This is a genomic window from Bacillus sp. CH_48 (assembly GCF_038008465.1).
Lineage (GTDB): Bacteria > Bacillota > Bacilli > Bacillales > Bacillaceae_G > Bacillus_A > Bacillus_A thuringiensis_S.
The window spans coordinates 3,064,692-3,078,382 of sequence record NZ_JBBOZF010000001.1 but is presented as its reverse complement, the minus strand read 5'-3'; the positions used below and the strand labels follow the sequence as shown (position 1 = coordinate 3,078,382).

The following is a 13,691-nucleotide window of genomic DNA, read 5'->3' as shown; positions in this document are numbered from 1 at the left end:
CTCCTAATCTAATTTTTCGATAGCTTCAACAACTTGTTTCATTTCTTCATTCACATGCTCTTCTTCGCTGATTAGCTGTTTTAGCTTTGCAACAAGTCGCTGTCGCTCTTGAAACTTTTGAAGTAATACTAATTTTTCTTCATATTCTTCAAGCATCGCTTCAGTCCGTTTAATGTTATCATACACGGCTTGGCGACTTACATCAAATTCTTCCGCAATTTCACCAAGAGATAAATCATCTAGATAATAAAGCGACATATAACTTCTTTGTTTTTGCGTTAACAACGATTGATAAAAATCAAATAAATAGTTCATTCTCGTTGTTTTTTCGAGCATGTTGGATCATCCTTTGTTAAGTGATTTCCCTTTACATAAGTTAGTTTACATGGAGTCCAAAAGAGTGTCAAGTTTTTTTCTTAACATCATATATTTTTATAGAAAAAGAAGCGGAAATACCGCTTCTTTCGCTTACGCTTCTTCTGTTTCTACTAAGTTCGCAAATAAACCATACACATATTGTTCTGGATCAAACTGCTGCAAGTCATCCATTTGCTCTCCTAATCCAACAAACTTCACCGGTACATCAATTTCGTTACGAATCGCTAATACAATACCACCTTTAGCAGTTCCATCTAACTTCGTTAAAACAATACCTGTTACATTCGTTGCTTCACGGAATGTTTTCGCTTGGCTTAAACCGTTTTGTCCTGTTGTTGCATCAATAACAAGCAATACTTCATGAGGAGCACCTGGTACTTCACGCTCAATTACACGCTTCACCTTCTCTAACTCTTTCATTAAGTTTACTTTATTTTGCAAGCGTCCTGCTGTGTCACATAGTAATACATCTACCTTACGTGCTTTTGCAGCTTGTACAGCGTCATACATAACCGCCGCTGGATCAGATCCAGATCCTTGTTTAATCACTTCTACACCAACGCGATCGCCCCATACTTCTAATTGTTCAATCGCCCCAGCACGGAATGTGTCTCCTGCCGCCAATAAGACTGACTTACCTTCTGATTTAAACTTATGCGCCAGTTTACCAATTGTCGTCGTTTTTCCTACACCGTTAACACCAACAAATAAAACAACCGTTAATTGGTCTTCTTGCATATTAATTTCGTTACTAAAATCGCTGTCACCTTTGTAAATTCCTACTAGTTTTTCTGAAATAACAGCTTGTACTTCTTTTGGATCTTGAATGTTACGACGTTGTACTTCTTCTTTCAATTGATCAATTAATTCCATTACCGTTGCGACGCCAACGTCTGCACCGATTAAGATTTCTTCTAACTCTTCGAAGAAATCTTCGTCCACTTTACGGTAACGATACACTAAATCATTCACTTTATCCGCAAATGAATTTCTAGTTTTTTCTAATCCGTGTTTAAATTTCTCTGTAACTGTATCCGTTTGTTTTGAAATTTTTTCTTTTAGTTTTTTAAAAAAACTCATACTTTCCCATCCTTCCTATTCACTTGCAATAAGTTCTTCTCCGGCATCTAAACGAACCGAAACAAGTTTAGATACCCCTGATTCTTGCATTGTTACACCGTACAACACATCAGACTCTTCCATTGTACCTTTTCTATGTGTAATTACAATAAACTGCGTCTCATCACTAAATTTCTTTAAATACTGTGCAAAACGAGCTACATTCGCTTCATCAAGGGCGGCCTCTACCTCATCTAGTACACAGAACGGTACTGGGCGCACTTTTAAAATACCAAATAAAAGCGCAATTGCCGTTAAAGCACGCTCTCCACCTGAAAGTAAACCTAAGTTCTGCAATTTCTTCCCTGGCGGTTGTGCTACAATATCAATACCCGTATTTAGTAAATCCTCTGGATTAGTCATTACTAAATCCGCTCTTCCGCCTCCAAATAACTCAGAGAATACCGATTGAAACTCCATTCTAATGCCTTCAAACGTAGTAAAAAAGCGTTTTTTCATTTCTTCATCCATTTCGGTAATAAGCTGGTGCAATGTCGTTTTCGCTTCTTCTAGGTCGTCTCTCTGCTCTAGTAAAAATGTATGACGCTCCGCTACGCGTTCATATTCATCAATTGCCCCTAGGTTCACTGTACCTAACTCTTCTATGGATAATTTGATTAGTTTTACTTTCTTACGCGCATCTTCTGCAGGCATTGTCATTGTATATTTTAGTTTTGCCGCTTCAAATGAAATCGTATATGTTTCACGTAAATGTTGTAATCTATTTTCCAACTCTACATCAAGTCGGTTTATTTTCACTTCTTGATCTTTCAACATTTCAATAATATATTTATGTTTACCTGTCGTTTCTTTCAAATTACGCTCTAAATGTTCTACTCTCTCTTGCAACGAGACACGTTGTTCGCGACGAGAGCGAATTAATTCTGAAGTTTGATTACGATCATACGCTTTCTTCTCAATCATATTCGTAATTTGCTCTTCACCACTTGAATTAGATGTCATTTCTTGTTTTAAGAAAGCTAAATCCTCTTTCGTTTTTACAAGTGTCGCATCCGTTTCTTCTTTTCCCTTCGTAAATCGTTCAACTTTTTCTTTTTGATTAGATAAGCGTTGTTGCTTTTCAGCTACCAGCACTTTTAACTCAGTCATTTCTTTTTGAACTTTTTCTTTTGAAGAATGTTGCTCACTTTTTTGTTTTGTTAAAGCTACAATTTTACTATCTAACTCTGTGATATCAGCTTGAAGATTCGTTAAGATCCCTTCTAACGCCTCTTTACGCCCTTGTGTTTTTACTCGATCTTGTAAAAAACCTTCAATCTCTAAATCATAAATAGACAAGCGGTCATTAATACGATGTTCTTCTAATTCTAAACGATTAATCTCTTCTCTTAATTTCTGCTCATCTACACGCTCTGCTTCTACAGTTTGCCTTAGTTCGCGTATTTTCACTTCTTTTTCTTGAATCTCTTGTTTTACTGCTTTAACAAAGTTTTCTAACTTCGTTGTTTTTTCTTCCATATCAGTTAACTTGCGAGTCCACTCTTCCAGTTCACGTTGGCGTCCTAATAAAGAAGATTTCGCTTGTTTTACCGCTCCACCAGTCATAGAACCGCCAGGATTCACTACGTCACCTTCGATTGTTACAATGCGATAACGGTATTGCAGTTGTTTCGCCAACTCATTTGCTCCGCGTAAATCTTTCGCAACAATAACAGTACCTAATAAATTTGAAACTACATTTTCATATTTATTATTGTACTGCACAAGTTCTGCCGCCACACCTACAAACGATGGGTGTTGATTTACAATGCGTAATTGCTCAAATGATAACGACCTGCTTTTAATAACAGCTTGCGGTAAAAACGTTGCACGCCCATGTTTATTTTGCTTTAAAAATGCAATTGCATTACGAGCATGTTCCTCTGTTTGTACAACAATGTGCTGCATCGCTGCACCTAGAGCGATTTCCATTGCAACTTCGTATTCTTTAGGTACCGTTAACAGTTCCGCAACAGCACCCTCGATACCTTGCAACCTATTTTCTCTAGCTTTCAATACTTCACGTACACCTTGATAGAAGCCAGAATAATCTTCTTGCATCTCTTCAAGCATTTCTTTTCGAGAACGTGCCTGTTGCACAAATTGATATGCTTGATACAGTTTTGTTTCATTTTCACTATACTGCGTCTTACATTTCCCGAGCGCCGCCTCTGTCTTCTGTATGTTTGAGAGGATGCCAGCTACTTTTTCTTTCACTTGTTCGTAATTTTCTACAAGTTTCGTCTTTTTCGCTGTAATTTCCATACGCATTTCTACATATTTCGCATTCTCTTCATCCAGCCGCTCGTTTTTAGACGTTTGCTGTTTAGATTGTTCTTCAATCATAGATAATTCATTGCGATGACTAGCTTGTTGATTTAAAAGTTCAATATAGTCACCTTTTAAATTCTCAATCTGTTCCTCTAAATTGTCAGCAAAAGTAGCAAGCAGTTGCTCATTATCATGCAATTTTTGCTCTAACTCTTTTACTTCATTCACAAATTGCATTAAAGCTTCTGTACTTGACGCAATTTCACCATCGTAACTTTTAGCTTTCTCTGTTAATTCAACAATTAACTGCTCAAGTTGCGCACAATGCGTCGTAGCATTTTGCTTTCTCTCTTTTAACAACTCGCGCTGTCCTTCTAGTTTTTCTAGCTCTTTACTAGAAAGAAGAAGTACTTCTTGCAACGAATCTACAGACTCATCTACCGCTTGTAATTGTCCTCGTAATTCCTCAAGCTCTTCTTCACTTTTTTGTAAATCCGTTGACATTTTAGCTTCTTCGTCTTTATTATGCCCAAACTGATTTCGAAGCGCTTCCCATTTCTCATGCAATTCTTCAATTTCATGTACAATAAGCGCAGCTTCTACTTTCTCTAATTCTTCTTTATTCTCAAGATAATCTTTCGCAATAGAAGCTTGTCTTTCTAAAGGTTCTACTTGACTACTTAATTCATGAATTATATCTTGTACACGATTTAAGTTTTCTTGTGTTTCTGCTAACTTCCCTTCAGCTTTCTTTTTGCGAAGTTTGTATTTCAGTACGCCTGCCGCTTCTTCAAATACACCTCGACGCTCTTCTGACTTACTACTTAAAATCTCTTCCACTTTCCCCTGGCTAATAATTGAAAAAGCTTCTCTTCCCATACCAGAGTCCATAAATAAATCGATAATATCTTTCAATCTACATGATTGTTTATTAATATAAAAATCACTATCACCTGAACGAGATACACGACGTGTTACACACACCTCATTGTATTCAATTGGTAAACGTTGATCTTCATTATTTAAAGTTATTGTTACTTCAGCAACATTAACCGCTCTCCTCGTATCACTGCCTGCAAAAATAATATCCTCCATCTTTGCACCACGTAATGATTTTGCAGATTGTTCACCAAGTACCCAGCGAATCGCATCAGTAATATTACTTTTCCCGCTTCCATTAGGGCCTACTACAGAAGTTACACCTGGGACAAAATCAACAGATACACGCTCAGCAAAAGACTTAAATCCTGCTATTTCTAATCTTTTTAAAAACACGAAAGGCCTTCCTCCTATTCTCCGTTGCTATAACTGTTATCTATACAAAAACGAGCTATCATACGGATTTCCCTTCCTTTTATTCACAAACAAAAAGAAAGTTTCATTCTATGCATAAGGAATCCCCCTCATTCAAAGGGGGATTCCTTATAGTTGTTCTTTTAATTTTTTTAATGCTTCTGCAGCAGCTTGTTGCTCTGCTTCTTTTTTCGACTTACCACTACCAAGACCTAAAGCTACGTTATTTAACGTAACACGTGACACAAATTCTCGATTGTGAGCTGGTCCTTTTTCTTGCAAAATTTGATACTCAACATTGCCACTACCATCACGCTGAATCAATTCTTGTAACTGACTCTTATAATCCATCACATGAGAAAAAGCACCCTCATTAATTTTCGGATATACAATTTCTTTTAAGAATTCCCAAACTGTTTCTAACCCTTGATCAAGATAAAGGGCACCAATAAACGCTTCAAAGACATCCGCTAATAAAGCTGGTCGTTCACGTCCACCTGTCATTTCTTCACCTTTTCCTAATAAAACAAGGCTACCAAATGACAATTCGTTCGCAAAACGAACAAGAGATGGCTCACATACAATAGCTGCACGTAGTTTTGTTAACTCTCCTTCGCTCATTGTCGGATATTTTTGAAACAGATACTGCGATACAGTAAGTTCCAATACTGCATCTCCAAGAAATTCAAGACGCTCGTTATCTTCATGCGGTTTTTTTCGATGCTCATTCACATACGATGAATGCGTAAATGCTTGAATCAATAATTTTTCATCTGTAAACGTAATACCTATCTTTTCTTGAAACACTTTAAATGCTTCACGATATTTTGTTTCGTATTTTTTTTCTCTATATTTTCGGTACGGCATAGGTCCCTCCAGATATAAGCCAGAAAGCCCCGCTAAAAAACGGGACTTCACTTAAGCATTATAGATGACTCTCTATGTAAGTCACAGCATCGCCAACAGTAGCAATCTTTTCAGCATCTTCATCAGAAATTTCCATTTCGAATTCATCTTCTAATTGCATTACAAGTTCTACTACATCTAGGGAGTCTGCTCCTAAATCTTCCTTGAAGCTTGCAGCTGGTACTACCTCAGTCTCTTCTACTCCTAAACGATCAACGATGATTTTTGTTACGCGCTCTAAAACATCTGCCATTCCATTCACCTCCCCTCAAATATTATATTAAATATTGACCAAAAAAACTAGGTGAAATCGATTCTTTTATTACATTACCATACCGCCATCAACATTTAACGTTTGACCTGTAACATATTTGCTTTGATCAGAAGCAAAAAACGTTACAGCATTCGCGATATCTTGCGCTTCACCAAATTGAGCAGCTGGAATAACTTTTAACATTTCTGCTTTAATATTCTCATCTAGTACATCTGTCATATCAGTCGCAATAAAGCCCGGCGCAATTGCATTCACTGTAATATTTCGACTTGCTAACTCTTTTGCAGATGTTTTTGTTAATCCAATAACACCCGCTTTAGCAGCAACATAATTAGCTTGCCCTGGGTTTCCTATAACACCAACAACCGAAGCGATATTTATAATTCTACCGTGACGTTGACGCATCATATAGCGAGATACTGCTTTTGTACATAAGAATACACCTTTTAAGTTTGTATTAATAACTGTATCCCATTCTTCTTCTTTCATACGCATTAATAAATTATCTTTTGTTACACCAGCATTATTTACAAGAATATCAACTTGTCCAAATGTATCTACTGTTTGTTTCACCATATTTGTAACATCATCAGCATTTGCAACATCTGCTCTTACCGCAATTGCATCAGAACCTAATTTCTTAATTTCATCTACTACTTCATTTGCTTTTTGTTCATTACCTGCATAATTCACTACTACATTTGCCCCTTGTTTCGCTAAATCGATCGCAATCGCGCGACCAATTCCACGTGAAGCGCCAGTTACTAATGCTACCTTCCCTTTTAACATCAGTTTTCTCCTCTCAAATTTGAAATGGTATCTTTTAATGTCTCTTCATCATATATCGCATATGCTTTCACTGATGAATCAATCGACTTCATAAGTCCAGCAAGTACTTTCCCAGGTCCAATTTCAATAAATGTATCTACTCCCTGCTGCACCATACATTCAATAGACGGGTACCATAATACAGGCGAATAAAGCTGTTCGATTAACTTTTCTTGAATGTCTGCACCACGTGTAATAACATCCGCCGTAACATTTGCAATAACAGGAATATTCGTGTCATGAATTGTAATTTCATTTAAAACACTTTGGAACTTCTCAGCTGCCGGCTTCATAAGTGAAGAATGGAAAGGCCCACTTACTTTTAGTGGAATTGCTCTCTTTGCACCATTTTCTTTCGCTCTTTGAGAAGCAACCTCTACACCTTGCTTCGTTCCAGAAATCACAATTTGCTTCGTACTATTCATATTAGCGATTTGCACTGCATATCCTTCACTTGTTACTTCTTCTGTAACTTGTTTCAGCATATCTAGGTCAGCACCTAATATAGCTGCCATCGCACCTTCCCCGTCTGGAACAGCTTCTTCCATATATTCGCCACGTTTCCTTACAGCATATACAGCATCTTCAAAAGTTAATGCACCAGCTGCTACAAGAGCGCTATATTCACCTAAACTATGACCAGCGACAAAGTTAGGTGTAATGTCATACTCTTTCAAAGCTGTCAAAATAGCAAAACTCGTTGTTAATAATGCAGGCTGAGCATTTGTTGTTAATGTAAGCTTTTCCTGCGGTCCTTCAAAAATCACTTCTGAAAGTGAATCTTGTAACACCTCATCTGCTTTTGCAAACACTTTTGCAACCTCTTTATTATTCTCTGCTAATTGTTTACCCATTCCAACTGCCTGTGAACCTTGGCCCGGAAAAAGAAATGCTATTTTTCCCATTTCAAATCCTCCTCTTATTGGAGTGACTCTTTCTCCATTACGCTTGAAATTGTAGGAATTACTTCTTTCGCTACCATTTCTCTCGTTTGACGAATCGCACTAAATATCGACTGGTCATTAGAAGAACCGTGAGCCTTAATGACAGGTGCTTTCAATCCAAATAATGCAGCTCCCCCATACTCCGAATAATCCATTTTATCTTTTAATACCATAAGTTTTGGCTTTAATACCGCCGCTGCTAATTTGCTCGTAAACGAACTCATTAGTTGTTCTTTCAACATAGAGAATAGCGCAAGTGCTGTTCCTTCTAATGATTTCAACGCTACATTCCCTGTAAAACCATCACATACAACAACATCTGCTACACCTTGCAATAAATCTCTCGATTCAACGTTCCCAACGAAATTAATTGGCGCATCCTTAAGCATTGCAAATACTTGCTTTGAAAGCTCGTTTCCTTTTCCATCCTCTGTTCCAACGTTTAATAGTCCAACACGAGGATTTTCAATTCCTCTTACCTTCTCAGCATAAACAGATCCCATTACTGCATATTGATATAAATGAATTGGTTTTGCATCAACATTTGCTCCAACATCTAACATAACAAAACCTTTTCCATCTACAGTTGGCATTGTAGGCGATAAAGCTGGTCGCTCAATTCCTTCCATACGACCGACAACAAATAATCCAGCTGCCATTAAAGCTCCTGTACTACCTGCGGATATACAAGCGTCTGCTTCTCCATCCTTTACTTGCTGTGCCGCAAGTACCATTGAAGCTTGTTTTTTTCGACGAACCGCTCTTACTGGTTCTTCCGTCGATTCTATTTTTTCGTCTGTATGAAGAATAGTAATTCGTTCATCACTCGTTAAGTATTGACGAATTTCCTCTTCTTTCCCTACTAACGTAATATGTAGATCAGAATATTCCTTAATAGCTTTCATTGCCCCTAATACTACAGCCTTTGGAGCGTGATCTCCGCCCATTGCATCTATTGCGATTTTCATAAGTTGTTACCTTCCTCACTATAATTACTAGATCGATACATTTCAAAAGTGCCTGTAAAAACAAGTTCTTCTCCAACGAAGCTACGCACTTTGACAACCGTCCGTCCCTTATCATTCTCTACGTCTTCAACACGCGCTTTTGCAACAACACGCTCTCCTAATTTTACAGGGCGAATATATCGAATGGTAGACTTTGCAGTTAAAGCTAATTCTTCATCAATAACCGCAACAGCTAGTGAGTTTGCTTGCGCAAACAGATGATGCCCACGGGCAATTTGATTTCTTTTAAATACATGTTCTACCTTTACTTCAAAGATAGAGATTGCATGTCTATCTAATTCAATATCAATAATTTCTCCGACAACCTCTTCTAACGGTAAAGATTTCACATCTTCTTCATGTTGCTTTGTAGCTACATGTTTAATTCTCTCTCTTAATTCAGGAATAGACAATTCCATACGATCCAGTCGTACTGTTTGTATACTCACTTGAAATTTTTCCGCTAAATCTTCATCCGTAATAAAAGGATTTGATTCGATTGTTTGTTGTAATAATTCTTGTCTTTCTTTTTTACTTCTTCTTTTCTTCATACCGCACCATCCATTTTTATGACTAGGTACTAACAGTAGTATATAATCATTGAAAGTAGAATGCAACAATTTTTTTGTTGACTCCCTTTAATCGAGCTTCTCTCCTTGGAACACACCTGTCCCATCAAGATACGTACGCAAGGCAGCGTATTGATCATTGTGCCAAAATGCTTCTGACTCTACTAGTATCGCCGCATCTTGCCTTGCTGTTTCTAACGCTCGATAATCGTGTACCATGTCAGCAACCTTAAATTCCGGTAAGCCACTTTGCTTACTCCCAAAGAAATCTCCAGGACCTCGTAATTCTAAATCTTTTTCTGACAATACAAATCCATCATTTGTTTCAGTCATTATGCGCATTCTTTCTTTTCCTGTTTCTGATTTAGGGTCTGCTATTAATAAACAATATGATTGTTCACTACCACGCCCGACACGCCCTCTAAGCTGATGAAGCTGCGATAAACCGAAACGTTCTGCATCATAAATAACCATCACAGTCGCATTCGGTACGTTCACACCAACCTCAACAACTGTTGTCGATACAAGAATTTGCACTTTATTTTCACTAAACTGTCCCATTATCTCTTCTTTTTCCTGAGACGATAATCTCCCATGCATCAATCCAACTTGGCATTTCCCTTGGTAATGATGCGTCAGCATACTATGTAAGTCGATAGCATTTTGCACATCAAGTTTCTCAGATTCTTCAATTAGAGGACAAATAACGTATGCCTGTCTTCCTTTTTTTATCTCCTTCTCAACAAAACCGAGGACGCGATCTAACATATCATGTTTTGCCCAGTATGTTTCAATCACCTTTCTCCCTGCTGGCATCTCATCGATTATTGAAACATCCATCTCTCCAAATGCAGTAATTGCAAGCGTACGCGGAATTGGTGTCGCTGTCATAAATAATACATCTGGACTTTCACCTTTCTCCCGTAAAACTCGGCGCTGCGCTACACCAAATCGATGCTGTTCATCCGTAATAACGAGACCCAACCTATGAAATATAACTTCCTCTTGAATTAAAGCGTGCGTTCCAACAAGAATATCTATTTCTCCTTGTTCTAACTTCGCTAAAATGTCTCGTCGTCTCGCACCTTTAACAGAACTTGTTAGCAGTTCCACCTTCATACCAAAATGCGAAAACGTTTCAACAAGCGACTGATAATGTTGCTCAGCTAAAATTTCTGTAGGAACCATTAAAGCACCTTGATAATGAGCTAATTTCGATGCATAAAGGCCAATCGCAGCAACAACTGTTTTCCCAGAACCAACGTCACCTTGTAATAGTCGGTTCATCCGATAAGGAGATGTCATATCTTTTAAAATTTCATCTACAACTCGGCGCTGCGCACCCGTTAACGGAAACGGCAGTGCATCGATAAATTCTTGTAATTCTACTGACGGAATCTCTTTCTTCGTCCCTTTTGAATTTTCCCTCTCCATTTTCCTCAGCGTTTGCATTTTCAGCTGAAATAAGAAAAATTCCTCATATACAAAACGGCGACGCGCTTGCTTTAAATCCTCCTGTCCTACCGGAAAATGCAAAGCCTTAAGTGCTTCATATCTTGGTAATAATTTATACCGGCCTAACAAACCATCCGGTAACACTTCGACTATAGAATCTCCATATTCCTTTAACGCTTGAGCAATAAAACGACGCATCTGTTTTACTGTAAGTTTCCCCTTTACTGAGTAAACTGGCTCCACTTCTTGTTGACGTACAACTGGCCCAAAATGAAGTTCTGATACAGCAATTGTTTGACGATGTTGATCCCATTTACCAGTAATCGTTACCGTTTCATCTAACGTTAATTTTTGCTTATAGTAAGGCCTATTAAAACATACCGCCGTAATTAAATAACGACCGACGAGAACACGAACTGTTAGACGCGATTTCTTCTTACCATAATATTGCAGCAAAGGAGCACTATGAACCTTCCCTTCAACCGTTACACGTTCATCATGCTTTACTTCAGCAAGATCTTTCATCGCATAATCTTCATAACGGTACGGAAAATGTTCTAATAGATGAGAAACTGTATAAATCCCCATCTCATGTAGTAACTCAGATGTTTCTCCTCCGATCCCCTTTACATCCGTAACAGGAACTTGTACAACATCATTCAAGATTCTCACACCCCGTCACATTATTTTCTTTATTGCATTTTATTTGAGTACCAATTAGCATCTGTAATCGCTCTCTTTCACCTTATTTATTCTATCATAGGCATTCTAAGAGAAACTACTCAAATCCCTTATATAAAACAAGTAAAAAAGAGCCTCACTATTAGCAGCAAGGCTCTTTTCTCTCTTCAATATGCTAGCCTTTTGAATAAAAACTAGTAATAAACTTCATATTACTACTTCTTATCCATTAGCAAGTAAGTAATCCATTTATTCTCAAAACGAATCTTATCTTATTCTACAGAGAAGATGAAAGAATACACTGGTTGGTTTCCAGCATGCACTTCTACTTCTGCATCTTCAAATTTCTCTTCTACAAATTCAACTAACTCCGCTACTTCTTCGTCAGTTGCATCTTCACCTTGTAGAATCGTTACGATTTCAGAATCTTCATCAATAAGCGCTTCTAGTAATTGCTTCGCAGCTCCTACTTTTTCAGCATTTGTAGATACAATTTTTCCATCTGCAATACACATGAAGTCATCTTTTTGAATTGCTACACCATCAATTTCCGTATCACGTACAGCATACGTAATTTGACCTGTTTTCACATGAGATAAAGCTTCTTGCATGTTTTCTTCATTCTCTTCTAACGTTCCAACTGGGTTAAATGCTAACATTGCTGCCATACCTTGAGGAACTGTTTTCGAACGAACAACAATAACTTCTTGATTTACAACTGATGCCGCTTGTTCCGCTGCCATTACAATATTTCCGTTATTCGGTAAAATAATGATTTTTTCAGCATTTGCTTCTTCAATTGCCTTCACGATATCCTCCGTACTTGGATTCATCGTTTGACCACCTTCGATAACTTTCGTTGCGCCGATGCTCTCAAATAAAGTTTTAATACCAGACCCCATTGCCACAGTTACGATACCATATGGTTGTTTTTCTTTCGATTGAGCTGGTTGTTCAGGAACCATAGCAGGTTCATCTAATAAAGCAGTATGCTGTTCACGCATATTTTCTACTTTAATTTTAATTAAACTACCGTATTTTTGCCCGTAGTTCATAGCGTCTCCAGGATGCTCTGCGTGGATATGAACTTTTACAATTTCATCATCAGACACAACTAGTAGAGAATCACCATATACACTAATATCTTCACGGAATTTTTGTTCAGAGAAATTATGCTCTTTCACCTTTTCAGCCTCTAATTTCACCATGAACTCCGTACAATATCCATACTTAATATCTTCTGTACTCAATTGGCTTTGTACACTACGGTGATGTTCTGCGCGTACCATCTCATTCATAGATGTTTGCGTCGGTGCATCAGAAGAAATCGTTTCTCCTTTTAAGTCAGCTAAAAATCCTTCGTATACCACTACAAGACCTTTACCACCGCTATCTACAACGCCAACTTGTTTTAATACAGGTAATAAATCTGGCGTACGATTTAACGATGCGTTTGCTTCTTTCACAACGTCTTCCATAAACAAAACAAAGTCGCGCTGTTTTTTCGCAACTGTTACTGCATATTTACCCGTTTCTCTTGCAACCGTTAAAATCGTTCCTTCAATCGGTTTCATAACCGCTTTATAAGCCGCCTCTACTCCAGCTTCTAGTGCTGCAGCAAAATCAACTGTTGTTAATTCTTCTTTTTGTTCAATGGATTTAGAGAAACCACGGAACAACTGAGATAGAATAACTCCAGAGTTACCACGAGCTCCCATTAATAATCCTTTGGCTAAACTTACGCCGACTTTACCAGCATGCTGTGAAGGATTTGCTTTCACTTCACGCGCACCTGAAGTCATAGATAAGTTCATGTTTGTACCGGTATCGCCATCTGGAACTGGAAATACGTTTAATGCATCAACAAGCTGAACATTATTTGTTAAATTATTCGCTCCTTGCATGATCATTTGTGATAAACGTTTTCCATCAATTTTTTGAATTGACACAGATTTTCCTCCTTAAT

Annotated in this window: 11 protein-coding genes; all 11 read right to left on the bottom strand. The window is 37.8% G+C overall.

Annotation, left to right across the window (positions count from 1 at the left end):
• Window positions 1-3: 3 nt before the first annotated feature.
• A complete protein-coding gene (locus N2V92_RS15650; protein ID WP_000891062.1) occupies window positions 4-336 on the bottom strand; it encodes a putative DNA-binding protein in 333 nt (110 codons plus the stop codon).
• A 132-nt stretch (window positions 337-468) separates the two neighbouring features.
• Window positions 469-1,458 (bottom strand): signal recognition particle-docking protein FtsY, encoded by a 990-nt coding sequence (gene ftsY, locus N2V92_RS15645; RefSeq protein WP_000007640.1) that lies wholly within the window; start codon window positions 1,456-1,458, stop codon window positions 469-471.
• Window positions 1,459-1,473: 15 nt separating this feature from the next.
• Window positions 1,474-5,043: a chromosome segregation protein SMC gene (gene smc / locus N2V92_RS15640; RefSeq protein ID WP_000478967.1), complete on the bottom strand. Its 3,570-nt coding sequence runs from the start codon at window positions 5,041-5,043 to the stop codon at window positions 1,474-1,476.
• A 147-nt stretch (window positions 5,044-5,190) separates the two neighbouring features.
• On the bottom strand, window positions 5,191-5,928 hold the full coding sequence (rncS, locus tag N2V92_RS15635; RefSeq protein ID WP_001146875.1) for a ribonuclease III: 738 nt from the start codon (window positions 5,926-5,928) through the stop codon (window positions 5,191-5,193).
• A 58-nt stretch (window positions 5,929-5,986) separates the two neighbouring features.
• A complete protein-coding gene (gene acpP / locus N2V92_RS15630; protein WP_000786062.1) occupies window positions 5,987-6,220 on the bottom strand; it encodes an acyl carrier protein in 234 nt (77 codons plus the stop codon).
• Between the two features lie 69 nt (window positions 6,221-6,289).
• Window positions 6,290-7,030, bottom strand: a complete 741-nt coding sequence (gene fabG, locus N2V92_RS15625) for a 3-oxoacyl-[acyl-carrier-protein] reductase (protein ID WP_000911774.1) — start codon at window positions 7,028-7,030, stop codon at window positions 6,290-6,292.
• Complete coding sequence (fabD, locus tag N2V92_RS15620; RefSeq protein WP_000515908.1) at window positions 7,030-7,974, bottom strand: ACP S-malonyltransferase; 945 nt, start codon at window positions 7,972-7,974, stop codon at window positions 7,030-7,032. The genes fabG and fabD overlap by 1 nt, the downstream gene beginning before the upstream one ends.
• A gap of 14 nt (window positions 7,975-7,988) precedes the next feature.
• Complete coding sequence (gene plsX, locus N2V92_RS15615) at window positions 7,989-8,981, bottom strand: phosphate acyltransferase PlsX (protein ID WP_000684100.1); 993 nt, start codon at window positions 8,979-8,981, stop codon at window positions 7,989-7,991.
• Window positions 8,978-9,571, bottom strand: coding sequence for a transcription factor FapR (gene fapR / locus N2V92_RS15610; protein WP_000747349.1), 594 nt, complete (start codon window positions 9,569-9,571; stop codon window positions 8,978-8,980). The genes plsX and fapR overlap by 4 nt, the downstream gene beginning before the upstream one ends.
• An 87-nt stretch (window positions 9,572-9,658) precedes the next feature.
• Complete coding sequence (recG, locus tag N2V92_RS15605) at window positions 9,659-11,707, bottom strand: ATP-dependent DNA helicase RecG (protein WP_001000824.1); 2,049 nt, start codon at window positions 11,705-11,707, stop codon at window positions 9,659-9,661.
• Between the two features lie 290 nt (window positions 11,708-11,997).
• Window positions 11,998-13,674 carry a DAK2 domain-containing protein gene (locus N2V92_RS15600; RefSeq protein WP_000027133.1) on the bottom strand — a complete coding sequence of 559 codons (1,677 nt, stop codon included), beginning with the start codon at window positions 13,672-13,674 and terminating at the stop codon, window positions 11,998-12,000.
• Between the last annotated feature and the right edge of the window lie 17 nt (window positions 13,675-13,691).